Raw genomic sequence first — 26,377 nt, 5'->3', positions numbered from 1 at the left:
AAAATTGGCTGAAAAAAATTATCTTTGTAAGAATTAGTAATTTATCCATCATTCGAAGATTGTGGCGAACATTGTAGAAGAAATCAAGCAACCCATCAATGAGGAAATGAAACTTTTCGAACAAAAGTTTTATGAATCAATGCAGAGCAAAGTCCCTTTATTAGATAAAGTAACTCGTTTTATCGTTACTACAAAAGGAAAACAAATGCGCCCGATGTTCGTATTTCTATGCGCAAAGCTTATCGGAAATGTCAATGAGAAAACCTATCGTGGAGCTTCCATGATCGAGTTGATTCATACCGCTACTTTGGTGCATGATGATGTGGTAGATGAAAGTTTCAAGCGTCGTAATTTCTTTTCAATCAATGCGTTGTGGAAGAATAAAATTGCAGTTTTGGTAGGAGATTATCTTTTGTCGAAATCGGTTTTATTATCAACGGATCACAAAGATTACGATTTGTTGGGCGTTATTTCAAGAACTATTCGCGAAATGTCTGAAGGTGAGCTTCTTCAATTAGAAAAAGCTAGAAAATTAGACATTACAGAAGATGTTTACTACGAAATTATCCGCCAGAAAACAGCTACTTTAATTGCCGCTTGTTGTGAAATCGGAGTTTTGTCTAATAATGCGGATGAAACATTGGCTAAAAAAATGATGGACTTCGGAACTTATACAGGAATGGCTTTCCAGATCAAAGACGACCTTTTTGATTACTTAAGTTCAAATGTGATCGGGAAACCTGTAGGAATTGATATTAAAGAGCAAAAAATGACTTTGCCTTTAATTCATACGTTAAAAATTGCCAACGAGAAAGATAAAAAATACTATTTCAATACGATTAAGCGTTATAATAATGACCAAAAACGTGTGAAAGAGTTGATTAATTTCGTTAAAAATTCAGGTGGTTTAGAGTATGCGATTACAGTAATGAAAGATTTTCAGCAAAAAGCAAAAGATATTCTGAATGAATTTCCTGAATCTGAAGCGAGAAAATCGTTACATCTTATGCTGGATTACGTTATTGAGCGTAAGTTTTAAATTATATAACCTTCATTGTTACGATAATAACAGCTAGAACAATACAAAATAAAGCGATTAAAAATAAATAATCCGCAATAGTTTCAAACCTGTTTCCACGCTTTTGCTTGGTAGCTCTTATGGCTAAAAAAGAGAAGAAACAACTGAAGGCAAAAAAGAGACACGCCACTCCCGAGAATTCGTCTAAATACGTGCTGTGACTGATCTTGGTAATCTTTAATGAAGTGATAATCACCAGCGAAAATCCTAAAAGATTGCTCGATGCATTAAGGATGTGAGTCGACTTTTTTTCCATCTTTTACAAATTTATTCTAAGATAAACACAATTTTTTTTATTATCAAATTTTTAAAAAAGATTATTAAAAATTAAAATTAATTTAAAAAGTGTATATTAGCAAAATACTTCAAAATAAAAAATATTTAATATTTGGCTATGCAAACAACCTATATTGAAACACAGCAAATTTCCTTTCAAGATTTTAAAAATCAAATACTTGGAGATTATAAATTAGGAAGAATTTCTCGTGAAATGTCTTATTTGGGCAGAAGAGAAGTTTTAACAGGAAAAGCTAAGTTTGGTATTTTTGGGGATGGTAAAGAGCTTCCTCAGTTGGCTATGGCGAAGGTTTTCAAAAATGGAGACTTCCGTTCAGGATATTACAGAGATCAGACTTTTTCATTGGCTGTAGATGCATTGTCGGTAGAAAGTTTCTTTGCGCAGTTGTATGCAGATACAAGCGTTGAAAGAGAGCCAGCATCAGCTGGAAGACAGATGAATGGGCACTTTGCCACAAGAAGTTTGAACGAAGACGGAAGCTGGAAAGATCTGATGTCTCAGAAAAATATATCTTCAGATATTTCTCCCACAGCAGGGCAAATGCCGAGATTATTAGGATTGGCTCAGGCTTCTAAAGTGTATAAATCTGTACAGTTTGAAGGTTCTGAAAAGTTCTCCAACAACGGTAACGAGATCGCTTTTGGAACCATTGGAGATGCTTCTACGGCAGAAGGTCATTTCTGGGAAACTCTGAATGCAGCTTGTGCGCTTCAGGTTCCTATGGTTGTTTCTATTTGGGATGACGGGTACGGAATTTCTGTTCCTACAAAAAATCAGAGAGCAAAAGCAGATATCGCTGAAATGTTGAGCGGTTTCCAAAGAAAAGAAGGTGAAAACCAAGGTTGTGAAATTATTCAGGTGAAAGCTTGGGATTATGCGGCTTTATTGGATGCTTACGCAAAAGCAGAGCGGTTTGCAAGAGTTGAAAGTGTGCCGGTTGTAGTTCATGTAACTGAAGTTACACAGCCTCAAGGTCACTCGACTTCGGGCTCTCACGAAAGATATAAAAACGAAGAGCGTTTGGCTTGGGAAGCTCAATTTGACGGATTGGTAAAATTCAGAGAATGGATTTTAAATTATTCAATCGAAATTGAAGGAAAAGAAGAGGTAATTGCTACTGTTGAAGAGTTGGATTCTATAGATGATGAAGCGAAGAAAACAGTAAAAGCTGGACAGAAAAATGCTTGGGATCATTATCAAAAAACGATTACAGATTTAATCAATTCGGTGTTGCCTTTAGTTGAAAATTTGAAAGGACAAAATGCTGAAATTGAGAATTATATTAATCATTTCAATAAATTAGTTTCAAAAGCTAAGAAAGATGTTTTCCATTTAACAAGAAAAGCAATATTAGCGACAAGAGGAACAAATTCTGCGGAAAGAAACCAATTGATGCAGAAATACAACGAGATTTTTGAAGTTGAAAAAGACAATTATTCTTCTCACTTATATTCTCAGTCTCAATGGAAAGCTGAAAATGTAAAAGAAGTAAAGCCCGTTTTCTCTGAAAATTCAGAAGAGGTTGACGGAAGAGTAGTGGTAAGAAACAATTTCGATAAAATTTTCGAAACATATCCTGAAACTTTAGTGTTTGGTGAAGATGCCGGAAATATCGGTGACGTAAATCAAGGGCTTGAAGGAATGCAGGAAAAATACGGAGAAGTTCGTGTTGCAGATACAGGAATCCGTGAAGCGACAATCCTTGGACAAGGTATTGGGATGGCAATGAGAGGTTTAAGACCAATCGCCGAGATCCAGTATTTAGACTATATTTTGTATTGTCTACAAGGAATGAGCGACGATTTGGCAACGGTTCATTACAGAACAAAAGGTGGTCAGAAAGCTCCGGTAATTATCAGAACGAGAGGTCACAGATTGGAAGGAATCTGGCATTCAGGTTCTCCGATGGCGGGAATTCTGAACCTTTCAAAAGGTATTTTAGTTTTGGTTCCGAGAAACTTGACGATTGCTGCAGGATTCTATAATACAATGCTTCAAGCAGACGAACCGGCTGTAATTGTTGAATGTTTAAATGGTTACAGATTAAAGGAAAAGCAGCCTGATAACTTAGGTGAATTCACGATTCCTGTTGGAAAAATCGATGTGACAAAAGAAGGAAAAGATGTTACTTTGGTAACTTATGGTTCGACCTGGAGAATCGTTATGGAAGCTGCTAATGAATTGGAAAAATTGGGAATTTCTGCCGAAGTTATTGATGTTCAGTCATTAATTCCTTTCGATTTAACGCACGAAATTGCTGAATCTGTGAAGAAAACAAACAGATTAGTTGTAATCGACGAAGATGTGGAAGGCGGAACTTCAGCGTTTATCCTTCAACAGATTTTAGAGAAACAAAAAGCCTTCAGATTCTTAGATTCTGATCCGTTAACGATTGCTGCAAACGACCATAGACCAGCGTATGCAAGTGACGGAGATTACTTTTCTAAGCCATCTTCAGATGATATGGTAGAAAGAATTTATGCTTTATTCAATGAAACAAATCCTCAAAAATATCCTGCGATATTTTAATTGAGATTTTAGATAAATTTTGAAACCGCTTTCTTTTGGAGGCGGTTTTTTTGTTGAAAATTTGTACATTCACTTTTAAAACATAATCGTGAAAATTACTAAACTTGTCATTCTTTTCAATTATCAGAAAATCCTTTTAGGAATAGTTGTTTTAGCTGTATTATTGATCGCTTCTTTTTGGATTAATATAGATTGGATTCAGTTATTATTTAGAATTCTAAGTGCTCTAATTGTTTTAAATATCATCGCTTCACTCGCAGCGTCTTATACTTTATACGACAAGTCTGATATGTATGAACTGAAAAATTTAAATGGAATAATAGATTGGGAAAAAATTGAAAATACTATTCTTGTTCACGCAAGTTTTGATCCTTTGTCTAAAAGTTTAGAGGAAAAATATCCAAATTTAAACTTGACGGTTTGTGATATCTTTGGAAACCGTCATGAACAGGAAAAAGGAATTGAAACGTCAAAAAAAATATTTCCTCCACATCCTAAAGAAATAAAGATTTCGCCCAATCGATTACCTTTCGAGGATAAATCTCAAGATGTAATTTTGGCAATAACTTCTTTGCATGAAATTTTGGATCATGAACAAAGAGTTTTATTTTTCAAAGAGGCAAAGAGGATTTTAAAAGATGACGGTATAATCGTTGTCTCAGAGCAATTCAGAGATTTTACGAACTTCGTTTTCTTTAATATTGGAGCATTTCATTTTTTGAGTGAAAAGGATTGGAAGAAAGCAATTTCTAGTGCAAATTTAAAGATTGTAAGAAATCAAAAATTAACACCTTTTTCGAATATGCTGATTATTAAGAAGTAAAATAATGTTAAACCGAAATTTTCACGATATGAGACTAAAAAACTTTGAAATAAAATTTACCTATATATTCCTTCTAATGGTAATTATCAATTGTAAAAATGAAAAGAAAGAGATTCTTTCAGCCGATAGAGAAGCTCCTTTAGGATGGATATATTTAAAAATGTATGATGATAAAAGTTTTGAATTTATTTCTAGAGGAATGATGCGGGATGAAGAAATTTATTCTGGAAGTTATGAGTTAAAAAATGATACTCTTCATTTTAAATATAAAGATATAATTCCGAAAGCTGGTTCAAAAGCTATAATTCAAAACGGTTTTGTAAATTATATTAATGGAAATTATCCTGAAAGTGTGGAGATAAAACTTAATAAATTATAAATCCAAAATTAATAACTTTTGAAAGCGTATTGATTATGAGTTAGTTAATTGAGATTTGAATTAATTTTTTTCAAGCAAAATATCCGAAGGTAAATAGTTTATGCCTTTAGATTTTGTAATAGTCCAATACAGCTTTTTACCTTTAAAATAGAGTTTTGCTTTGTCGGTTTCATTATTAAAACTGCTTTTAAAATCAAGAAATAAAGTATCATGATTCACTTTTCCTTTTAGATTAAGATCTTTTTCATCAAAGCAATCTACTCTGTTTCCATTTCGTGATACAGAACAATAATATCCGTTCACCGAATCTTTCTTTTGATTGAATTGTAAAGAAATGTTTTATTCGTAAGCGGATTTTTATCATCAAAACTTTCATAATTCCATTCCCCTGAGAAGTCAACGTTCTTAACTTCTTTACAATGAATGGAAAATATCAAAAGTGGAAAAAGTATCAACTGCATCTTGTAATTGTTAGGATTCCACAGTTCTAGTCAATTTTTTACTCTCCAAAAGCATCTTACAATCTTTCGCTTTTTCAGGATCGTAAACATGATATTTCGTTTCCCATTCCTCCAACTGATATAAAATAGGCAGCAAAGCCAATCCTTTCTCAGTCAAAGAATATTCAACTCGTGGAGGAAGCTCTTTAAATTCTTCACGAATCACCAATCCATCGGTTTCCATTTCGCGCAATTGGTCTGTCAAGACCTTTCTGGAAATCACATTAATTCTCACGGCAAGTTCACCAAAACGTAATTTTCGATCTTTGATAACCAATACAATAATAGGTTTCCATTTGCTTCCTAAAGCCGACATCGCTTTCCCTAAAGGGCAACTGTAAGCCATTAACTCATTCTTTTTCATAGTAAAAATTTCAAGCGTTACTTTTACGTTACTAATGTAAGTTACTCGAAAGTTACCACTTTTTTTAATTTGTAAGATACAAAAATGAACTATTATTAGTTACTTTGTGTAACAATTATAAAATATACTTTTACCAATGGGTACAGAATCATTATTCAAACCTTTTAAATATAAAAATTTAGAACTTAAAAATAGAATCGTAATGGCTCCAATGACGAGAGCGCAGTCTGATAATGGAGTTCCTACTCAGCAAATTACGGAATATTATGCAAGAAGAGCAGCTGCGGAAGTGGGATTAATTCTTTCTGAAGGAACAGTAATTAACAGACCAGCTTCTAAAAACCTTCAGAATATCCCTGATTTTTATGGAACAGAAGCTTTAAAAGGCTGGAAAAACGTAATTGATGCCGTGCATGAAAATGGAGGAAAAATGGGACCTCAAATCTGGCATGTTGGAGACACTAGAAGTTCTGAAGATTATCCGCTGGAAGAAATGGAAAAGGCTTCTACCATGACGTTGGAAGATATTCAGGATACAATTGCTCAGTTTGCAGCTTCTGCCACATCGGCTAAAGATCTTGGTTTTGATGTGTTGGAAATTCACGGAGCGCACGGATATCTGATCGATCAGTTTTTCTGGGAAGTGACGAATACCAGAACAGATGAGTATGGTGGAAAAACGTTGAAGGAAAGAAGCAAATTTGCGGTCGATGTTGTAAAAGCGATCAGAGCTGCTGTTGGAGAAGATTTTACGATTATCATCCGTCTTTCTCAGTGGAAACAACAGGATTATAAATCAAAATTGGCTCACACTCCTGAAGAAATGGAAGAATGGTTATTACCATTAAAAGAGGCTGGGGTGGATATTTTCCACTGCTCTCAAAGACGTTTCTGGGAAGCTGAGTTTGAAGGTTCTGATCTGAATTTTGCGGGTTGGGCTAAGAAAATTACCGGTCAACCGACAATTACTGTGGGTTCGGTAGGTCTGGAAGGGGATTTTATGGGTGCATTTGCCGGTCAGGGAACCGAAAAAGCAGATTTAACCGAGCTTACCGAAAGATTAGAAAGAGGAGATTTTGACCTTGTTGCCGTTGGACGTGCACTTTTACAGGATCCGAACTGGGTGATGAAAGTTAAAGAAGGAAACATGGAAGAACTTCTTGATTTTTCTGCTGAAAGTTTAGCTACTTTATACTAAAATTCAATTGTGAATGGTGAATTGCTTTGCTGTTAATTTTAACCTTCATTATTAACAACTATTCACTGGCAAAGTGATATCAGCTGTTCACAATTTATATATTTTGATTACCTATTTAAATTTTTAAACGAAACCAGCTTTCAGGATTTCTGAAAGCTGGTTTTTTTATTTAGAAATAGGGCTTGTTTAAAAATTGAAAAAGTGGTGATTTACTATTTAATCAAATTAGGTAAAATTTTCGTAAAATTTTTATTGTAGCAAGGTTTTATAACGTGGTTTAAAGAATTTAATGAAATTCAGTTTAATACATTTATAATGGTGTAAATAACTGAATATTTATGATTTATATCGATGTTAGAATTGATAGATATCGTTTCTGTAATTTCTATTAAACTGCTTTGGAAAAGAGAATTTTTGGTTTTGATATTATTCGTTCCCTTGCCATTTTATTGGTGATGACAGGGCATGTTTTGGGGTATATTTATGAGGGTGAATATTCGTTTTTTATTAGTTTTTTCAGTGGTTTATTTGGGGTTGAATTATTTTTTGTCTTAAGCGGTGTATTGATTGGAAAATTATTAATAGAAGTATTTGAGACTAATAATATAAGACAAAACGTAAAGAATTTTATTATCAGAAGATGGTTGCGTACGTTACCTCTTTATTTTATAATGCTTTTTGTTTATTGGTTTGGTAATAAATATTTTGATTCCGTTAAAAATGCAGATGTTGCCTTATGGAAATATTTTCTTTTCATTCAGAATTTTTTTCATGTACAACCTACTTTCTTTGGTGTTTCATGGAGTTTAAGTATTGAAGAATGGTTTTATATTTTATTCCCTTTTACTCTGTTCTTGATTAAAAAAATAAAACAGAATTTATCTACCAAAAGAATATTTGCTGTGGGTGTTTTTATATTTCTGCCCGGATTTCTTCTAATGCGGATGATTGCTTTCAGTCATTATAATTTCAACTTTTATGAAGGAGTAAGAAAAGTGGCTTTTTTACGATTAGATGCGATAGCTGTGGGTATTTTAATGTCGATAGCTTTTTATTTTTATGAAAAGAAAGTTCTTTTAAGCAGATATATTCTGTTGGGGCTTGGAATCGTTTTTAATAATGAGCAATCAGTATATTATTATCAGAAATCATTATTCTAATCTTTATTATATTAATACTTTTTATTATTCCGTTTTAGGGTTGGGATTGGCTTTTGTTTTTCCTGTTTTTAAAGAAATTAAATGTTCAAACAGATTATTTTTAAATATTTTCACGTTTATAAGCAAAATATCATATTCTCTGTATTTACAACATTGGTTGGTATTTAAATTGTTGGAGTTAAATTATTTCAGTTTTATTCCCGGAACAGTAAAATTTATACTTTTCTTCCTCCTTTCTTTTATCATAGTTACAATTTCTTATGTTTGTATTGAAAAACCTATTATGAATTACAGAAATAGAGTTTATGGAAAACATAAATAAAAAACAAAACCGTCCTCAAAAATGAAAACGGTTTTTAACAGATTAATTATCTAAATTGCCAATAAAAGGCAAAAAGTGATCTTACAATCCAATATTTTTAGTTGGTTTCAATTGTTTAAGAATATTCTTTGGAATTGCATTTTTGTGAACAAGAATAGCCGTTGATTTGTATTCAACATAAGGTCTTGTTACATACAAATATCCTTCAAAATCATTGGTTACACCCCAAGAATTTTTAACCATATAATATTCTTTTCCGGTTTGGTCTTTTGCCAATCCTACGATATGCATTCCGTGATCATCCGTTGTAGAAAGATTATTCAAGGCTTTCTGACGCATATCTTCAGTAATCGTTTTGTCTTTTTTAGGCTCCGTAAATAAAGTCGCTTTATTATCCGCAGTAATCTGATCTAAATCCATATCCGGAACATACGCCACCCCATTTTTATAAGAGAAATAAGGCTCAGAAACGTCGGTTGCCCAACCTACGGAATATCCTTTGTTTACAGCGTTGTCTACAATTGCAGTTAAATCCTTCATCGGAACATTCCAGTCAGAATCATGGCTCCAGTTATCAGGAATCGGAACTACAAATTTTTGATAATAAGGATAATCTTTATAAGAAGAAATTTCTACATAATCTTCAGGATTAATGCCCACAACTTCCTTTGCAAATGTTTTCGGAGTGTAGTTTTTTCCTTCATATGTAAAATTAGTAGGAACTTTTCCTAAATATTCATCTAAGATCGCATCAACAGAAGACATCCAGTTATCCGAAAGTTTTCCTTTAGACGATGCCTGAACCAAACTATCCAAAACAGGCTTTAATTTCCCTTGCATTTCTTTGAAATTATTCAAAGTTTGTCCAGCTTTCAGTCCTGTATAAACATCCTGAGGAACGGCACCATATTTTTTGTACATATTTACAACATCGTGCAATTCTCCTCCGTCTCCCCAGCTGATAGCTCCATTATTTAAAACATATAATTTTGCTTTGTCGTGATAAGAATTTCTTGCAGTAAAGATTTCTGCCAGATCCACAGGCTTTTTCCCCATTCTCTGCATTTCGGATTCAAGGAAAGAATTCCCTGAATAGCTCCAGCAAGTTCCTGAAGAACCCTGATTTTTCACTGAAGTGGCTCCCACATCTTTTACCGTAGTAAATTGAAAGTTAGCATTTTGAGATTGGTTGTTTTTTAACTTATTGATTAAGTCATCCTGTGCAAACATCATACTTCCTGCAGACAAAACAAAAAGTAACGACGCAATTTTTCTATTTTTCATTACTATAAAAAGATTATTTATATGAATAGTCGTTCATATTAAAGATTAGTTACAAAGGTAAAAGTTAAATTTAATATTGAGTTTTTTTATGAAAAGTTAAATTTGTTTATGTTAGAAAGTTTTTTTATTTGAAGCTTTTTCCCGCTTTCCGCACTCGCTATTTTCAGTGATTTCGGCGCGGCAGCTTCGCTGCCGCGCCGAAATCACTGAAAATGAGCTCAAACAAACGCTGCAATCGGGGCTAGGGTAGAAGTTGCTAACTTTACTTCCAGCCTCCTACTTCCCACTTCCAACCTCTTTCTTTTATTTGTGCTACTCATCATTTTCAACTATTTTTAAAAAAAGTTTACCATGTTTCCAACCTTTCTGAAATTTCATGCATCTCTATAAGTATAAAGCCTGACTATGGAAAAAGAATTACTGATAGAATGTCAGCGTAACGACCGCAATGCACAGCGGAAAGTCTACGAAAAGATGGCGGGCAAGCTGTATACAGTTTGTAAGCGTTATCTGAAAAACGATGAAGATATCGAAGAAGCATTGGCAGATACCTTCTATAAAATTTTCACGAAAATGAATCAGCTTCAGAATCCTGATATTTTTGAAGCATGGGCAAAGAAAATTGCGGTAAATGAATGTCTGCAGAAACTTCGCTCTCAAAAAGCGTTGCATATTTCTTTAGATGAAAACTATGCAGAATCTCACGAGTCGGGAACTGAAAATCTTTCATTTGAAAAAGATATTTTGAGTCTTTTAAACTTCCTTCCAGAAGGTTGTCGGGCTATTTTTAATCTTTTTGCGATTGAAGGTTATCCGCACAAAGAAATTGCTACGATGCTTTCCATAAGTGAAGGAACTTCAAAATCTCAACTCAATTTTGCCAGAAAAAGACTTCAGGAACTTTTAGGTAATCAAAACATTTAAACGGTAAACACAATGAAAAATAATAATATAGACAAAACTTTCAACGAAGCTTCCAAAGCTTTAGAAGAACCTGCGACTTTTCCGGGGTTTGATAAAGTTTGGAATCAAATTGAAGAAAAATTAGATAAAAAAGAAGAAAAAAAGAAGAAAATGCCTTCTTGGATTCCTTACGGAATTGCAGCTAGTTTGATGATTGGCTTCGGAACATTCTATTTCGTAAACAAAAGTAAGATTACAGCTGAAAATACATCCTATACAGTTGCAGAAAATGCAACAGGGCCTAAAAATACACACATTGAAAAAATTGACAGCACGGTAAAGTCAAACATCCAAAGTCAGATAAAAACTCCGAGGCTGCCGAAAAAACAGGGAATTTTAGCCTATCATCAAGAGAAATCTTTTGAAAAACCGGTTATTATTTCTTCTAACGAAATTGAAAACCCTCTAGGAAGCCAAGTTTACAAAGAAATATCAACGCCCGCTTTACCAAAAGTGATGGACAGTGCAAAGATAAAAAATATTGAAGAAGTGGTTGTGATGGGATTGAAAAAAGATAAGATTGCCTCTAATGCTTCTACCTCTTTAGTTTCTTCAAGTGATATGGTTAGATCTAAAATGAAGCTTGAAACCGATACTGCAGAAGCTTTAGCATACTCAAACAGCCAGTTTGAGATTAAAAATGAACTGAAAGAACCACTGGTATTAGGTTATAACTCTACTTATTTGCGAAATAAAAAGAAGGCGGCATCTAATACTATATTGGCAGAAAAAGTGGGCGATCAGTCTATGGCAAATATGTTACAGGGAAGAGTCGCTGGCTTAAGCATGAGTCCTTCTGGAAACCCCGGTTCCGGAAAAGTGGATGTGATCATTCGCGGGGCTGCCTCAGCCAAAGAAAATCCTTTATATATTATTGATGGTAAGCCAACAAATTTAGATGAATTCAGAACATTAGATCCTAACCGAATTGTAGCCATTACGGTTTTAAAAGATGAGAAAGCTACTGAGTTTTTCGGAAATAAAGCATCGGGCGGAGCCATTGTCGTGGAAACAAAAGATATTTCGAGAGCTGAAAGAAAAAAAATAAATGAGATATTGATAAAAGCCGGAGTTAAAAAGAAATAAGATAGGCATCAATTCCCTTCAAAGTCGAAAATTAATTAAAATAATTTCTGTTTCATAGTAAATCATTAACCATGAAAAAAATATATATTCTGTGTCTTCTGACAACAGCTGTGGTAGCGTTTGCCCAGGATTCTAATCTCTACTATTCAGGAATTTTTTTTAATCATAAAGGAAAACCACAAAACTTTTTAAAGGTATTTAATAAAAATAGTGGTATTTATGAAATGACCGATGAGAAGGGATTTGCCATTCTTGCTGCAAAACCTTACGATACGTTAGTTTGGAATAACGGAAAGAACACAGAAGTGGTGATGTCTTACCGTTTAAAAGAATTAAAATCTATTCTGGAAGGCCAGGATGAGAAAAAAAGTGTTGCTCATATTTACAGCAAAACGTACGACAGTCTAATTTCAGAAAGCTCACCAGATCGATTCAGTATTGAAAACTCTAATTTGGGTTTAAGTAAAAATTCAGATAAATATTTTTCATCAGTTCGGAAATTAAAACGAAAAAATGACAGTTTGTACAAGCTGAAATCCATTCAGGAGCGATATTTAATTTTCAACGGAAGTTTTACGACTTCTTTCGATATCAAAACCAGAAATTCTATTCCCAAAACGCAAAGCAGATACGTTCAGGGAAGATCTGAAAATGGAAATTTGGTATGGAGAGGTCCTGAGACAAATGAACTTTTCAGTTTCGGTCCGGATATTTCGTCTTTAGCATTTGATGGTCAGCCCTATGACTACGATCAAAACGGGAAATTGGTTGGTCTTAATAAAGGAGTTTCACCCGCTAAAGTTTACAATAATGATATTTTTAAAACAACAGTTGGATATAATAATCAGTTAAAGGTCAATGCTTTTATTAAAGAAGGGTATCAGGAAAGGGTGAGGTTGTCATTGGAATTAGGTCAGCAGAAAGATCAGATGTATTTTACCGATCAGTTTAATATTTCGAATACGTTGAAATCTAAACTGAACGCTACTTTTAAAGGTTACACGGTAAATGCTGTTTTTAATTATGAAGAAAATAAAGCAACCAGTGCGAACAGAATAGGACTTTTCAATAGAATTTACCAAAATGCTTTACTGACTCCAATCTCATTTTCAAATGGTCAGGATATTTTTCTTCCGAATGGTTTGCAAAGAAGCTACAGCCCGTCAGCGGATAATCCTTTTTTCCTTTTTGAACAAGAAAATAAATATAATTATCGGGATCGCAGAAGGCAATTCAGTTTAGATATAGCAAAAAAATGGGGCGATTTTAAATTAAATATAAGTCAGTCCTACGAAAATGACTATTTCTGGAATTTCGATCAGTATAAACCTTCCACGTATGGATTTCTCAATGGAATTATAAATGAAAGAACGCAGAATAATAGTTTGTATCATTCTAATATTTCAGGAAATTATACATTGGGTAATTATGAATTTAAAAATATTTTCACTGCAAATTTTATTTTAAATGACAGAAGATCGGATGTTTATAACAGTTTAACTGGTAGAAAATACAATTATCAAAGAACTTCTCAGGATTATGGTTTTAATTATAACATGGAAATCAGCGATAATTATTTTGAAATGGGAGTTAATCTTGGAAATTCATTCTATATTTCTAACACGTCAGATAAAAACGCATATTGGCTTCCGAAGGCGAATGCTTTTCTCAAGTTTAATGATATTTTCAATATAAGGAGGGTCAATTTCAAATTGGTGGGAGCTTACACAAAATTAAGCGCTGAACCTGAAATAACAAGGTCATATGCTTCTTATGCAACGACATTGCTCAATGCAGAAAGCTCGTATCAATATTTTCCGGTTTATGAGATAGAAAGCTTTAAGAATCTTTCAAATACAGATGTCAATGAATGGAAAATTGGCGGAAAACTGGATCTGGGATATGGAATAAGTCTCGAAGGGGAATATTTTAATCGAAAAATCAAAAATGATGTATTTCCTTTCTTCGAAAATAATCATTTGAAGCTGAAAAATATGGCAGATCATACCTACAGCGGTTTTGAATTCAATTTTAATTATGAACGTTTTCGCTTAGGTCAGGATTTTTATGTCGCCAATAAAATTTCGTTTTTTAAGTATAAAGATATTGTTGATCGGGTGGCTGCGGAATATGATAATTGGGCGATTTCAGGTTTTAATGATATTTATAAAACCCTTTCAAAAGGTAAGGTTTTGGGAGCAGTTATGGGAAGTTATTTTAAACGAAATGCAGATAATCAATTGATTATTGATGAATTTGGTTTTCCTGAAAAAGCCGATGGAATGAAAATTATTGCCGATCCGACGCCTGATTTTGTGATGAAATTCAATCATACATTTAATTACAAACGGTTTTCTTTAGACATCAACTGGGAATGGAAAAAAGGCGGACAAATCTGGAACGGAACACAAGCAGTTTTCGATTATTACGGACGTTCTTACCAGTCCGGTGAGGAAAGGAATATCAAAAATTATATTTTTCAGGGTGTTCATTCAAACGGAAAAATAAATCAAATTCCGGTTGATTTTTATAACCAAAATCAGGATGTTACGGAAAACCGATGGTCGAGATATGGTTATTTGGGAGTTGCAGAAGAGTATGTACAAAAAGCGGATTATGTTCGAATTAATAATATTTCGTTATCTGCTAATTTTCCTATAAATAATTCTTTCCGAACTCTTACCCTGACTTTTTATGTGAATAATATTCTGCTTTGGCAGGCAAATAAAGGAACAGATCCTAATCAGAGTTTTTACGATACAGATAATGGAAAAGGATTGGACTTTTTCAATTTACCTTCTTTTAAATCGTTCGGATGTATGGTTTCATTTAAATTTTAAAGCTATGAATTTCAAATTTCTAACCTATATTTTTTCGCTTAACTTTCTTTTTCTAAGTGTTTTTTTTAATGCTCAAAAACCGTTTCAGGATTTTAAAAAAGAGAAAGTATATGTGCAGACCAATCATGTGTTTTTTAAACCGGGAGAAGAAATGTACTTTAAAATTTACATTGTTAAAGGTGAGAATAATCTTCCGACTCAGGATAGTAAAGTGGTTAATTTTGAATTGATTGAACCTAGCGGAACAGTTTCCAAAAAGTTGAAATGTGAAATAAAAAGCGGTTATGCTGAAGGCTTTATTTATTTTGATCACGAAATGAAAGGCGGAATCTATAAAATTCGTGCTTACACCAACTGGATGCTGAATGAACAGGGAAAAAATGCTTTCGAAAAGGAAATTACCTTACAGAAGATTGTCTCACCAAGAATTTTAATGAAACTGGATTTTCCGAAGAAAGGCTATGGTGCGGGAGATGAAGTGTTAGCGGATTTTTCAATGAAAAGTCTGAGTAATTTACCTATCCCTTTTTACGAGGCAGATTACACCGTAATGCATGATGGAGAAAAGGTTTGCGAAGGAAAACTAATAACCGATAAAGAAGGAAAATATCAGTTGAAATTTAGTCTGCCAAAGATCCTGAAATCGTCTGATGCTTTATTAAATATCAAAGTTAATTTTGATAGATTTACAGAATCTATTTCGCGAAATATTCCAATTGTTCTTAATAATTTAGACGTAAAGTTTATGCCTGAAGGAGGAAGTTTGATTAACGGAATTGAACAAAATATTGCTTTTAAAGTCTTGGATGAGTTTGAAAAACCTGTGGATGTAACACTGGAAATTTTTAACCAAAATCATCAAAAAATAAAAAAAATTTCTGCTTATCATTTCGGAATGGGATCTTTTCTATTTATCGCTAAAAAAGATGAAACGTATTATGCAAAAGTTGTTAAACCGGAAAATATAAAAATAATCTACCCTTTTTCTGTTGCAAAAAGTGAAGGAGTTGTTTTAAATGTTACTAAAGAAAATAAGAGGTTTAACTTTAAATTATTTTCTACTGAGGAGAAGACGGTTGTGGTCAAAGGAAACTTTAGAGATAAAGAGATTTATAGTCAATCAATCATCTTAAAAAAAGGATTAAATGCATTTCAAATTCCTGAACATCAACTTCCTGTCGGAATCTGCAGATTTACCGTTTTTGAAAAAGATATTCCGTTGGCGGAGCGTGTTATTTTTGCGAATGAAAATAAGCAGCTGAGCATCAAAATTAAACCTTCAAAACAAAATTATCTTCCGCGCGAAAAAGTTGTTTTGGATATTGAAACCTTAGATGAAAATCAAAAAGCTGTTCCGGCAAATCTTGGATTGAGCGTCGTTGATGATAAGCTTTGGACGTATGCCGATGACAAGCAAAACCATATTATTTCATGGTTGCTGATGGATTCTGAACTCAAAGGAAAGATTGAAAAACCGCAGTTTTATTTTGATAAAAAAGAAGAAAAGGCATCTAAAAGTCTAGATTTGGTGATGCTTACCAACGGCTACCGATATTTTGAACTGATCCCCGAAGTGCTTCAATCCAATAAATACAAATACCTTCCGGAAAAGAAAAATTCGATTTACGGGATGGTAGAAGATGAAAATAAAAATCCTGTAGAATCGGAAGTTTTTTTGTTGGAAGAAAGTTATAAGGAAAGTAAAATTGTAAAGCAAAATACAACGAAAGACGGATTATTTTACTTTTCAGATCTTCAACGTGATAAGTCGTATAAGATTATTGCAAAATCGCTGTTGCCTAAACATGAAGTGAAAGTGAGAATTTTATCCTATAAACTGGATATTAATCCTTTAGATAAGAAAAAAATAAGTCATGTTGATGTTGAAGAAATCATTAAAGAAGCTGAAATAAAAGAAAAACCGAAAGAATTGGTAAAAGAAACACCAAAGAAGCAGTTTCAGAAACCTTTAGGTAAAATATCAGATACAATTAAAAGCCAACATATTGAAGAGGTTGTTGTTACTGCATTAGGAATCATGAGAAAAGAGTCTATGACAGGAGCCTTAGCCTCTCTTAAGACAACTGAACTTCAAAATCCAAATGTTTTATCTGCTTTAAATGGTAAAGTAGCTGGCATTGAAGTTAACAGCACAGGTCAGCCTGGTGGATATGTCAATATAAGAGTAAGAGGGGTGGCTTCTATTTCGAATAAGCAGCCATTGTATATTGTGGATGGGATGCCTGTGGAAAACCTCAATACCACGATCAATCCTAATGATATTGGGAGTATTACGGTTTTGAAAGATGCGGCGGCAACTGCCCTTTACGGAAGCCGTGCTTCGAATGGCGTTGTATTGGTGAATTCTATTGGAAGCGGTGGAAGAGGTGTGAAGTTAGATATTAGCCCGAAGTCTTATTTTGCGGTGGAAGCCGTGCGAAGCGACAGTTTGGATGGCTATAATTATACGAGACAGTTTTCCTATCCGGTGTATAAAACGACCAATACCTCTTACCGATATGATTACAGAGAGGCCATTTATTGGAATCCCGTGATTGAAACCGATAAAAACGGAAAGGCAAAAATAGAGTTTTATAATTCTGATGCCAATACGACCTTCAGAATTATGACGGAGGGAATTTCTGCGAACGGGCTTTTGGGAAGGGATGAAACCACTTATGCGGCTCAAAGTTTAATTTCTATTGATGCTAAAATTCCACAATATTTGACGCGAACGGATGAGATGATGATTCCGGTGGTGATTAAAAATAATTCGAATGAAACCAAAACAATGATGATGAATGTGGTGGTTCCGAATCGGGTGAACTTGATGAAATCGGACAGTCTAATTACCTTAAAATCATTAGAATCCGGAAGATTATTTGTTAAAATGAAGACGAATGAAATCATCAATTCAAATATTCAGTTTATAGTTCGTTCGGGGGATTTCAGAGAAACGATGATTTTGCCCTTCAAAGTGGAGGAGAAAGGTTTTCCGCATCATTATTCGATCATTAATAATAAAAATGAAAGCGTAAAAATTGATATTCCTGAATTGATCGATGGCAGCTTGAATGCATCATATTATGTTTTTGAAAACAGAGCATTGCAGATGTTTGAGGATCTAGAACGACTGAAAAAAGAGCCTTATGGATGTTTTGAGCAGCTTTCTTCGACGGTTTATCCTAATATTTTCATTCTGAATTATCTTAAATCGATCAAAAAAATAGATGCTGAAATGGAAAGTTTAGTTCTTAAAAATCTAAAAAAAGGCTTTCAGAGAATGTTAAGCTATAAAAATAAAGACAACGGGTTCGGATATTTCAGTTCTACAGAATCGAGTGTTGCCGTGTCTGCTTTTGCTTTGCTGGAGTTTAATGATTTGAAGAAACTGATCAGTATTGATGAATCTTTAATTCAGAATTTAAAAACATTTATTTTATCTAAAAAAGACAGAAACGGACTTTTTGAAGTGAGAAGAAATTATGAAATGAATCAGCCATATTCCGATTATTCTTGGTCGAGAAATATGTATGTTTTATATGCTTTATCGAAAGTTGGTGTGAAAAATGAGATTGAAAATTCTTACCAATTGATGCTGAAAAGAGCTTTGGCAACAAAAGATTCTTATCAGTTGGCATTAATGGCAAACGCTTCCGCAAATCTTGGAAAAATACAGGAATATGGTAGTTTAATGGAAATTTTAAACAAGCAGGATACGGATAAAAAGATCAATACAATAGTAACTTTTACAGGTTCAGGCGGAAGGTCTGCCAATGCGGAAACCCTTTCTTTATATATGATGGCGCTGCAGAAAGATGAAAACCAAAGCCCTTTACAGATTGCTAAAGTTGCTGATGAATTGATTAATTATAACGGATATTACGGTTTCGGCTCTACGCAGGCTACAAGTCTTGCATTGGAAACATTGTCTGATTTCTTTGCTAAAAATGAAAAGCTGTATGGCAATGAAAAACCGATTATCAAAGTAAATAATGCGGATGTTTCACCGCGAATTAATATCGCTTCGGCATTTAAATCAGGAGAAAATAATATCAATATTAATTATCCGAGTACAAAAGGACTTCCTTATAAACTGGATTATGAATTTTATACTTTACAGGCTCCGAAAAGTACAGATATTCCTGTGACTATGGAAACCAAGCTGAAATTGTTAAACTCAAAAGTAGGAGAGACGAACAGGTTGACGGTAACCATAAAAAATAAAATCAACGGTCAATTGCCAATGGTCACCGCAAAAATAGGAATTCCCGCAGGATTAACGTTGCAAAATGCTTTACTGAAAGATTTGATTGATAAAAAGCAGGTCTCTTATTATGAGATTTTTGACAATTATCTGGTGTTGTATTGGGAACATTTTGATGCTAATGAAACGAAAGTCATTAATTTGGACTTAAAAACCGAGTTTGCAGGAGAATATACAGGAAAAGCAAGTGCTATTTACCTCTATTATATGCCGGAATCTAAATATTGGAATGAAGGAATTAAAGCTAAGATTGAACCTTAAAAATAATTGAATGTTAGCAATAGAAGTTGCTCTTCGGAGTAGCTTCTATTTTTTTTAATTTAATTTTCAAAATTTATTGAAAATTCAAAATATTTAATTATATTTGTAATAGAAATTTAAAAACAGATAAAATGCAACTTTCAGAAGCCAAAGAAAAGTATATTCAGACATGGGGAACGTTTGCTACCAATTGGGGAATCAACCGTACAATGGCGCAGGTTCATGCTTTGCTTTTGGCGAGTGATAAGCCGCTTTCTACCGATGAGGTGATGGAAGGGCTGGAGATTTCCAGAGGGAATGCCAATATGAATCTTCGGGCATTGATCGATTGGGGAATTGTAAGAAAAGAGTTTGTAAAAGGAGATAGAAAAGAATATTTCGTAGCAGAAAAAGATGTTTGGTATTTATTCAAGCAAATCACTAAAGAACGTAGAAAAAGAGAAATTGAACCCGTAATTGCTTTTTTGGAAGAGCTGAAAGATATTGAGGATAAAGATTCTGAAGGCGCCAAAGAATTCATCAAATTAATGGAAGATTTTAGCTCCGTTACAGGAAAAATCAACAATATTATGGATCTGGCGATAAAGAGTGATGATCACTGGTTGGTTGGAAAAATTACCAACTTGTTAAAATAAGAAGGACTTCAAAATCCTTTTTTATTTCAAATAAACTTTCAAAAATTATTGAAAATATAAAAATTATAAAATGTTCAATATTATTTCATATCTGTTTTTTCTTTTCATCAGTTCGTATATCACGATCGATGTCGGGCGAAGATGTTACAACGCAGGAAAAGATTATCTGGAATATCTGATTCATGATAAAGTGCTTTGCCTTACGATCAACAGGATACTTTTAGGATGCTATTACCTGATCAATCTTGGATATATCGCGATTAATGTTACATATTGGGAAAAAGTAAACAACATGGAGCAGCTTCTTACGGTAACAGCCATTCGAATCGGATATATAGTATTGGTACTTTGTGTTTTACATTATATAAACATTTTTGCACTCTATTTTTTAAGAAAAAATTTAACCATCAAATAAAACTATTATGACAGCAACTATTTTAACCACAACGACCTACAATTTTTCAGCGTACATGATTTACTTGCCAATTGTGATTACTCTGACTGTTTTTGTTTCACAATTTCTGTTCAAAAACTCAAAAACTTTTATGATTGATATTTTTCATCAGAAAGAAGACATTGCGATGGCTACAAACTCATTGTTTAAAATCGGATTTTACCTTCTCAACATTGGTTTTGCACTCTGTATTATAGAATTTTATGAAATTAAAACGATGGAAAGTCTGGTTGTCGATATGAGTGAAAAGATTGGGAAATTTTCAATTTACTTAGGAATAATGATGCTTCTGAACTTATTACTTTTCCTAAAAGGCCGTAAACATGCCATGAATAAAGATAAAATTATCAAAAATGAAAACACTGATATTTAAAATCTGGATGTATTTCACTTTCAAAATCCAGAATAAAAGAACGAGAGGAGACTTTTTGAACCTTTAAAATTAATGACCATGAAAACTTTTGCTAAAAATGATTACTATATCCAATTTTTCTTTTTAATAATTGGTCCGCAAGGTTTTCTATTTGCAGGTTTATCGGGATGGATCTTGTTTTATTTTATTGTAGGAATTCCACAATTAATCAGTTTTTTACTTAAAATCTTTTTTAGAATTGAAAAATCACTGTTTTTTTATATTTATGGAATATTGATTTTACCAGTTTGGATTTCTATTGTATGTAAGCGAACTGTAAAATTGGATAACAATATTGCCTCTATTATGGATGGTATTATAATGTCTGCATTTTTCTACAGTCCATTTTTAGCAATTCTTTATGTTTACGAAAACTATAAATTATACAAATCTCAAAAACAAGCACAATGAAAACTCTCACAAAACACACCTTAATCTACGACAACGAATGCCCAATGTGTAACATCTACTCCAAAGGTTTTATTAAAGCGGGAATGCTCGATGAAAGCGGAAGAGAAGCCTTTACAGAATTAACCATAAAGAATAAAAACCTTATTAATTTCAAACGTGCAAAGAACGAAATTGCCTTAGTCGATCATGAAAAAAATGAAGTGATTTACGGTTTGGATAGTTTATTATTAATCATCGGAAATTCATTTCCAACGCTAGAAAAAATTGCGAGAATACAACCTTTGTATTGGTTTTTCAAAAAGCTGTATTCATTTGTGTCATACAACAGAAAGCAGATTATTCCGTCAAAAAATAATTCAGAAGCTGCTTGTATTCCTGATTTTAATTTAAAATATAGGTTGGCTTATATTGCATTTGTTGTATTTTTCTCAGCTTTTGTTTTAAGTATATTTTCAACAAAATTAGGGCTTGGTTTAAACCAAAACTATTGGAGAGAATTTGCAATTTGCATCGGACAAATCGTGTGGCAGGTTATATTTTTAAAAACCCATTTAAAAGATAAAATTTGGAATTATTTGGGAAATATGATGACTGTTTCTTTGATTGGAACATTGCTTTTAATTCCGGCTTTATTTCTGAATTTAAATCCGATTTCTAATATCATTTATTTTGGAATTGTAGTATCCATCATGTTTTTTGAACATATAAGAAGATGTAAAATCTTAAAATTAAACTTTCTTCCCACACTTTCATGGATGATTTTTAGAATAATGATGATGATTATTTTAATTTGGATTAATAAATAAAGAGTCCCGAAGGGACGACTCAAATCAGGGTAGGATGAAAATCCTATCAAAAAATACACAATAACAATAATCAACCAAAAATGTCAACAATCCATCTAAATACAATCATCAAAGCTAATATCCAAACGGTTTTCGATTTGGCAAGAGACATTGATTTACACCAAAAATCAACTTCAAAAACAAACGAAAAAGCAATCGCAGGAATAACTTCAGGCTTAATTGAAAAAGATGAAACAGTTACTTGGAAAGCAAAACATTTAGGAGTTGTACAAACTTTAACAACAAAAATTGTCAGTATGGATAAACCTCATCAATTCACGGATATTATGTTGAAAGGAACTTTCAAATCTATGAAACATCAACATATTTTCAAACAAGAAGGTAAAAACACAATCATGACAGACATTTTTGAATTTCAATCACCTCTCGGAATTATCGGAAAAATTTTCAATAAACTCTTCCTTGAAAATTATATGAAAGATTTCCTGTTAGAACGAAATGAATTAATAAAAACGACTGCAGAATCAATAATGAGTCACGAAGTGACGATTTAAAAAAAGGGTAGGATGAAAATCCTATCAAAATGGATTAACATTCAAAACTATCAACAAACAACCAAAAACAAAAAAAATGAACTTTCTAAAAGCCGAATGGCGAAAACTAGCCATCATCAACTACGAAATCAATCCCGAAATTTTAGAAAAATATCTTCCAAAAGGAACCGAACTCGATTTCTATCAAGGGAAATGTTATGTAAGTCTTGTCGGATTTATGTTTTTAAATACAAAATTATTGGGCCTTCCAATTCCTTTTCATCGAAATTTTGAAGAAGTAAATTTAAGATTTTACGTGAAGAAAAAAGAAGGAAACGAATGGAAAAGAGGCGTTGTTTTCATTAAAGAAATTGTTCCAAAACCGGCTTTAAGTTTTGTTGCGAATTCAGTTTATAAAGAAAATTATAAAACAATGCCGATGAAAAATACAATTCATCAAAAAGACGAAGAACTATTAATAAAATATTCTTGGAAAGATAAAACATGGCATTCAATAGAAATAACAGCAGAAAATCAACCATTAAAAATGGAAAGTAATTCCGAGTTTGAATTTATCACAGAACATTATTATGGCTTTACGAAAAGAGAAAATCAAACCTCAGAATACGAAGTCTGCCATCCAAAATGGGATTATTATTTAGTTAAAAATCATTAACTAAAAATAGATTTCAAAGCCATTTACGGAGACAATTTTAAATGTTTAAATAATGAAAAACCTATCTCAGTCATGCTTGCAGAAGGTTCTGAAATTGAAGTGAAAACGAAAAAATATTTAGTGTAAAAATGATTGGCGGAATTGATTTAGAATATCTGAAAATTGTAGTAATTGCAAGTTTCTTTTTTCCATTATTTTCATTAGTACAAATGAATATTATTTTTAATAAAAAGAAGTTGTTATTTGTAAATAAAATTTTACTAAATACTATCTTCATAGGAATTTTTGTGATTTTTCAGAAATATATTCTGCAAAATAAATTGATGATAATGATGAAAATCGAAAGCATAATTGCAATAGGAATATTCATAATTTCAATAATTATATCATTCAAAAAATACATCAATAAAAATTGAGCCACAAAGTGGCGGCTTAAAACAGGATAGGATAAAATCCTATCAATAAACATTAAGAATTTAAAACCATCAACAGCCAACAAACAACAATCAACAAAAAAACATCCACCAAAATGAAAATACTCATCGCCGCCGGAACAGGTTTCCTAGGAAAAAATCTCGAAAAATATTTTGTATAAAAAGAAAATCAAGTTTACATCTTAACCCGAAATCCAAAACGTGAAAATGAAATTCAATGGTATACAAAAACATTAGGTGAATGGAAAAATTTACTTGAAGGTTCAGCTGTTGTGATAAATCTGACAGGAAAATCTGTCGATTGTCGATATACAGAAAATAACAAAAAAGAGATTTACAGTTCAAGAATTGAAAGTACAAAAGTTCTTCAACAAGCAATTGATCAATGTATTAATAAACCCAAAATTTGGTTGAATGCAAGTTCTGCAACCATTTACGTTCATTTAGAAACCCATTTAAATACAGAAGAGAATGGAATCATCGGGGACGACTTTTCAATGAATATCTGCAAAAGCTGGGAGAAAGAATTTTTTAAATCAAAAACAGAAAATGTACGAAAAGTAGCTTTACGAACTTCCATCGTTTTAGGCAATAATAGTGGAGCTTTTCCGAAATTAAAAATGATCACAAAATTCGGCTTAGGAGGAAAGCAAGGACGAGGAAATCAAAATGTAAGTTGGATTCACATTGATGATTTTTGTAAAGCTGTTGAATTTATAATTAATAGTGAAAATATTCAGGAGAAATCAACATAACAGCTCCAAATCCTTTGTCTAATGAAGATTTTATGCGAAAATTAAGGAAACAAATGAAGACTCCATTTGGATTAAATGCACCTGTCTGGCAATTGGAAATCGCTTCCATATTTTTAAACACAGAAACGGAATTATTATTAAAAAGTAGAAACGTTTATCCTGAAAAATTAATGAAAAACGGTTTTCAATTCTCTTATTCTGAAGTCGATCATGTATTTAAAGATTTAATAAAAATATGATAAGAGGTTTTTATGAATTTATAAATAATTTTTGATTTATCTTAATCTAAACTTCAATCTTAGCCTAAAATATGTAAGCTTTTGCAATTTTAATAAATGATGATTAAATTAGCAAAAACTAAACTTAATGTTCATCAAGCCAAAAACGAAAACCTTATTTCTTTCATCATTACTCATATCATCTACTTTTTTTTCACAGGCTCACAACGTTTCACAAGGCTATCAAAAACCTACAGATCCGCTTGTTGTCCAAAATCTTGAAAACTGGCAGGATCTTAAATTCGGGCTTTTTATGCATTGGGGAACGTACAGTCAATGGGGAATTGTGGAAAGCTGGAGCCTTTGCCCGGAAGATGAATCATGGACTCAAAGAAAACCTGAACACGGAAAATCTTACTACGAATACGTTAAAAACTATGAAAATCTTCAGACGACTTTCAATCCGACTCAGTTCAATCCTCCGAAATGGGCGGACGCAGTGAAAAAAGCGGGAATGAAATATGTAGTATTCACAACAAAACATCACGATGGTTTTGCCATGTTTGATACGAAACAGTCTGATTACAAAATAACTTCTGCAAAAACTCCTTTTTCTAAAAATCCTAAAGCGGATGTGACGAAAGAAATTTTCAATACCTTCCGAAAAGAGGGTTTTAAAATTGGTGCTTATTTCTCAAAACCTGATTGGCACTCCGACGATTATTGGTGGTCCTATTTTCCTCCAAAAGACCGAAATGTAAACTACGACCCGAAGAAATACGCGGAAAAATGGAACAGTTTCAAAAATTTCACCTTTAATCAGCTGAATGAAATTACTTCAAACTACGGCAAGATCGACATTCTTTGGTTAGACGGAGGTTGGGTTCGTCCGTTTCACACCATTGACCCGAATGTTGAATGGCAGAGAACCATCAAGGTTGAACAGGATATTGATATGGATAAAATAGGAATGATGGCTCGAAAAAACCAACCCGGCATTATCATTGTAGACCGTACCGTTCCCGGAAAATGGGAAAATTATGTGACTCCCGAACAAGCCGTTCCAGAAAAAGCACTTTCGATTCCGTGGGAGAGCTGCATTACGATGGGGGATTCGTTTTCGTATGTTCCGAATGACAATTATAAATCGTCTCAAAAAATCATTGAAACTTTAGTGAAAATCATTTCGAGAGGTGGAAATTATCTGATGAATATTGCTCCCGGACCAAATGGAGATTATGATCCGATTGTTTATGAAAGATTAAATGAAATTTCAGGTTGGATGGATAAAAATCAGTCGGCGGTTTTTGCGACGAGAAGTATCGCACCTTACCACGACGGAAATTTTTATTACACACAAAGCAAAGATGGAAAAATAGTGAATATTTTTCACTTGGATGAAAAAACAAATTATGAATCTCCATCAACATTAAGTTTTGCAATTCCTGATAATTTTAAGCCAAAATCTTTGAAAGTTTTAGGATTATCAAACAAAATTCAATGGAAAAAAATAGGAAATTCAATTGAAATTAATTTACCAAAAGAAAGAAGTCAATTAAAATATTCAACGGTAATTCAGATTACCCTATAGTTGAAATTGTAAACTATGTTTATATTAAACGACATAGGAAATCGGAGCGTTAAGAAAATAAATTCTGCGAACGTTAAGAAAATTCTACTGTTTGAGCGCG

General features: G+C 32.9%; 24 protein-coding genes. 20 read left to right on the top strand and 4 right to left on the bottom strand.

From position 1 onward, the window contains the following. Positions 1–61: 61 nt before the first annotated feature. Entirely contained in the window at positions 62–1,039 is a 978-nt protein-coding gene (locus ABEG63_RS12175) for a polyprenyl synthetase family protein (protein ID WP_267402417.1), read from the top strand. Position 1,040: 1 nt separating this feature from the next. Here ABEG63_RS12175 and ABEG63_RS12170 read toward each other — a convergent pair whose 3' ends face one another. Further along, complete coding sequence (locus ABEG63_RS12170) at positions 1,041–1,334, bottom strand: hypothetical protein (protein ID WP_346585103.1); 294 nt, start codon at positions 1,332–1,334, stop codon at positions 1,041–1,043. 138 nt (positions 1,335–1,472) lie between these two features. Between ABEG63_RS12170 and ABEG63_RS12165 the strand changes: the two genes are divergently transcribed. The 3 genes from ABEG63_RS12165 to ABEG63_RS12155 all read left to right on the top strand — a co-directional run bounded on the left by ABEG63_RS12165 (position 1,473) and on the right by ABEG63_RS12155 (position 5,107). Further along, positions 1,473–3,905: a thiamine pyrophosphate-dependent enzyme gene (locus tag ABEG63_RS12165; protein ID WP_346585101.1), complete on the top strand. Its 2,433-nt coding sequence runs from the start codon at positions 1,473–1,475 to the stop codon at positions 3,903–3,905. Positions 3,906–3,993: 88 nt separating this feature from the next. Beyond that, positions 3,994–4,728: a methyltransferase domain-containing protein gene (locus tag ABEG63_RS12160; protein ID WP_346585099.1), complete on the top strand. Its 735-nt coding sequence runs from the start codon at positions 3,994–3,996 to the stop codon at positions 4,726–4,728. Positions 4,729–4,756: 28 nt separating this feature from the next. Then, complete coding sequence (locus ABEG63_RS12155) at positions 4,757–5,107, top strand: hypothetical protein (RefSeq protein ID WP_346585097.1); 351 nt, start codon at positions 4,757–4,759, stop codon at positions 5,105–5,107. Between the two features lie 60 nt (positions 5,108–5,167). On the opposite strand, the gene ABEG63_RS12150 is transcribed toward ABEG63_RS12155, so the two are convergent. After that, complete coding sequence (locus ABEG63_RS12150; RefSeq protein WP_346585096.1) at positions 5,168–5,410, bottom strand: hypothetical protein; 243 nt, start codon at positions 5,408–5,410, stop codon at positions 5,168–5,170. A gap of 168 nt (positions 5,411–5,578) precedes the next feature. Continuing rightward, complete coding sequence (locus ABEG63_RS12145; protein ID WP_267402423.1) at positions 5,579–5,971, bottom strand: helix-turn-helix domain-containing protein; 393 nt, start codon at positions 5,969–5,971, stop codon at positions 5,579–5,581. Between the two features lie 136 nt (positions 5,972–6,107). On the opposite strand from ABEG63_RS12145, the gene ABEG63_RS12140 reads away from it, so the two are divergent. After that, positions 6,108–7,169, top strand: coding sequence for an NADH:flavin oxidoreductase (locus tag ABEG63_RS12140; RefSeq protein WP_346585094.1), 1,062 nt, complete (start codon positions 6,108–6,110; stop codon positions 7,167–7,169). Positions 7,170–7,567: 398 nt separating this feature from the next. Further along, entirely contained in the window at positions 7,568–8,329 is a 762-nt protein-coding gene (locus ABEG63_RS12135) for an acyltransferase (protein ID WP_346585092.1), read from the top strand. Positions 8,330–8,732: 403 nt separating this feature from the next. Here ABEG63_RS12135 and ABEG63_RS12130 read toward each other — a convergent pair whose 3' ends face one another. Then, positions 8,733–9,935, bottom strand: a complete 1,203-nt coding sequence (locus ABEG63_RS12130) for a C1 family peptidase (protein ID WP_346585090.1) — start codon at positions 9,933–9,935, stop codon at positions 8,733–8,735. 405 nt (positions 9,936–10,340) lie between these two features. Here ABEG63_RS12130 and ABEG63_RS12125 point away from each other — a divergent pair, with 405 nt between their 5' ends. The 14 genes from ABEG63_RS12125 to ABEG63_RS12060 all read left to right on the top strand — a co-directional run bounded on the left by ABEG63_RS12125 (position 10,341) and on the right by ABEG63_RS12060 (position 26,277). Further along, a complete protein-coding gene (locus ABEG63_RS12125) occupies positions 10,341–10,859 on the top strand; it encodes a sigma-70 family RNA polymerase sigma factor (protein ID WP_346585088.1) in 519 nt (172 codons plus the stop codon). 12 nt (positions 10,860–10,871) lie between these two features. Next, entirely contained in the window at positions 10,872–11,984 is a 1,113-nt protein-coding gene (locus tag ABEG63_RS12120) for a TonB-dependent receptor plug domain-containing protein (RefSeq protein ID WP_346585086.1), read from the top strand. 71 nt (positions 11,985–12,055) lie between these two features. Further along, entirely contained in the window at positions 12,056–14,824 is a 2,769-nt protein-coding gene (locus ABEG63_RS12115; protein ID WP_346585084.1) for a hypothetical protein, read from the top strand. Between the two features lie 4 nt (positions 14,825–14,828). Further along, entirely contained in the window at positions 14,829–19,352 is a 4,524-nt protein-coding gene (locus ABEG63_RS12110; protein ID WP_346585082.1) for a TonB-dependent receptor plug domain-containing protein, read from the top strand. A gap of 131 nt (positions 19,353–19,483) precedes the next feature. Beyond that, positions 19,484–19,987, top strand: a complete 504-nt coding sequence (locus ABEG63_RS12105) for a transcriptional regulator (protein WP_346585080.1) — start codon at positions 19,484–19,486, stop codon at positions 19,985–19,987. Between the two features lie 70 nt (positions 19,988–20,057). Then, a complete protein-coding gene (locus tag ABEG63_RS12100; protein ID WP_346585078.1) occupies positions 20,058–20,402 on the top strand; it encodes a hypothetical protein in 345 nt (114 codons plus the stop codon). A 7-nt stretch (positions 20,403–20,409) separates the two neighbouring features. Next, on the top strand, positions 20,410–20,814 hold the full coding sequence (locus ABEG63_RS12095) for a hypothetical protein (RefSeq protein WP_346585076.1): 405 nt from the start codon (positions 20,410–20,412) through the stop codon (positions 20,812–20,814). A 78-nt stretch (positions 20,815–20,892) separates the two neighbouring features. Next, complete coding sequence (locus ABEG63_RS12090) at positions 20,893–21,264, top strand: hypothetical protein (protein ID WP_267402434.1); 372 nt, start codon at positions 20,893–20,895, stop codon at positions 21,262–21,264. After that, a complete protein-coding gene (locus ABEG63_RS12085; protein WP_346585074.1) occupies positions 21,261–22,070 on the top strand; it encodes a DCC1-like thiol-disulfide oxidoreductase family protein in 810 nt (269 codons plus the stop codon). The genes ABEG63_RS12090 and ABEG63_RS12085 overlap by 4 nt, the downstream gene beginning before the upstream one ends. An 80-nt stretch (positions 22,071–22,150) precedes the next feature. Beyond that, entirely contained in the window at positions 22,151–22,624 is a 474-nt protein-coding gene (locus ABEG63_RS12080; RefSeq protein WP_346585072.1) for an SRPBCC family protein, read from the top strand. 76 nt (positions 22,625–22,700) lie between these two features. Continuing rightward, entirely contained in the window at positions 22,701–23,279 is a 579-nt protein-coding gene (locus ABEG63_RS12075; protein WP_346585070.1) for a DUF2071 domain-containing protein, read from the top strand. A 706-nt stretch (positions 23,280–23,985) separates the two neighbouring features. Next, positions 23,986–24,468 (top strand): hypothetical protein, encoded by a 483-nt coding sequence (locus ABEG63_RS12070; protein WP_346585069.1) that lies wholly within the window; start codon positions 23,986–23,988, stop codon positions 24,466–24,468. Positions 24,469–24,521: 53 nt separating this feature from the next. Beyond that, the gene (locus ABEG63_RS12065; RefSeq protein WP_346585067.1) at positions 24,522–24,707 is read left to right on the top strand and encodes a DUF1731 domain-containing protein; all 186 of its coding nucleotides are present in this window, start codon (positions 24,522–24,524) and stop codon (positions 24,705–24,707) included. Between the two features lie 127 nt (positions 24,708–24,834). Further along, on the top strand, positions 24,835–26,277 hold the full coding sequence (locus tag ABEG63_RS12060) for an alpha-L-fucosidase (protein WP_346585065.1): 1,443 nt from the start codon (positions 24,835–24,837) through the stop codon (positions 26,275–26,277). The last annotated feature ends 100 nt before the right edge of the window (positions 26,278–26,377 follow it).

The organism is Chryseobacterium sp. C39-AII1 (genome assembly GCF_039672645.1).
Taxonomy (GTDB): domain Bacteria; phylum Bacteroidota; class Bacteroidia; order Flavobacteriales; family Weeksellaceae; genus Chryseobacterium.
Note: the sequence above shows the minus strand (reverse complement) of the source record. Positions and strands in the feature narration are given on the sequence as shown.

Bases quoted from the DNA above. Each gene is read 5' to 3' on its own strand.
- ABEG63_RS12095 (WP_346585076.1), top strand. From the start codon at position 20,410: ATGACAGCAACTATTTTAACCACAACGACCTACAATTTTTCAGCGTAC.
- ABEG63_RS12085 (WP_346585074.1), top strand. From the start codon at position 21,261: ATGAAAACTCTCACAAAACACACCTTAATCTACGACAACGAATGCCCA.
- ABEG63_RS12110 (WP_346585082.1), top strand. From the start codon at position 14,829: ATGAATTTCAAATTTCTAACCTATATTTTTTCGCTTAACTTTCTTTTT.
- ABEG63_RS12060 (WP_346585065.1), top strand. From the start codon at position 24,835: ATGTTCATCAAGCCAAAAACGAAAACCTTATTTCTTTCATCATTACTC.
- ABEG63_RS12165 (WP_346585101.1), top strand. From the start codon at position 1,473: ATGCAAACAACCTATATTGAAACACAGCAAATTTCCTTTCAAGATTTT.
- ABEG63_RS12100 (WP_346585078.1), top strand. From the start codon at position 20,058: ATGTTCAATATTATTTCATATCTGTTTTTTCTTTTCATCAGTTCGTAT.
- ABEG63_RS12140 (WP_346585094.1), top strand. From the start codon at position 6,108: ATGGGTACAGAATCATTATTCAAACCTTTTAAATATAAAAATTTAGAA.
- ABEG63_RS12120 (WP_346585086.1), top strand. From the start codon at position 10,872: ATGAAAAATAATAATATAGACAAAACTTTCAACGAAGCTTCCAAAGCT.
- ABEG63_RS12075 (WP_346585070.1), top strand. From the start codon at position 22,701: ATGAACTTTCTAAAAGCCGAATGGCGAAAACTAGCCATCATCAACTAC.
- ABEG63_RS12065 (WP_346585067.1), top strand. From the start codon at position 24,522: ATGAAGACTCCATTTGGATTAAATGCACCTGTCTGGCAATTGGAAATC.
- ABEG63_RS12125 (WP_346585088.1), top strand. From the start codon at position 10,341: ATGGAAAAAGAATTACTGATAGAATGTCAGCGTAACGACCGCAATGCA.
- ABEG63_RS12080 (WP_346585072.1), top strand. From the start codon at position 22,151: ATGTCAACAATCCATCTAAATACAATCATCAAAGCTAATATCCAAACG.
- ABEG63_RS12130 (WP_346585090.1), bottom strand. From the start codon at position 9,935: ATGAAAAATAGAAAAATTGCGTCGTTACTTTTTGTTTTGTCTGCAGGA.
- ABEG63_RS12105 (WP_346585080.1), top strand. From the start codon at position 19,484: ATGCAACTTTCAGAAGCCAAAGAAAAGTATATTCAGACATGGGGAACG.
- ABEG63_RS12115 (WP_346585084.1), top strand. From the start codon at position 12,056: ATGAAAAAAATATATATTCTGTGTCTTCTGACAACAGCTGTGGTAGCG.
- ABEG63_RS12170 (WP_346585103.1), bottom strand. From the start codon at position 1,334: ATGGAAAAAAAGTCGACTCACATCCTTAATGCATCGAGCAATCTTTTA.
- ABEG63_RS12090 (WP_267402434.1), top strand. From the start codon at position 20,893: ATGAAAACTTTTGCTAAAAATGATTACTATATCCAATTTTTCTTTTTA.
- ABEG63_RS12155 (WP_346585097.1), top strand. From the start codon at position 4,757: ATGAGACTAAAAAACTTTGAAATAAAATTTACCTATATATTCCTTCTA.
- ABEG63_RS12145 (WP_267402423.1), bottom strand. From the start codon at position 5,971: ATGAAAAAGAATGAGTTAATGGCTTACAGTTGCCCTTTAGGGAAAGCG.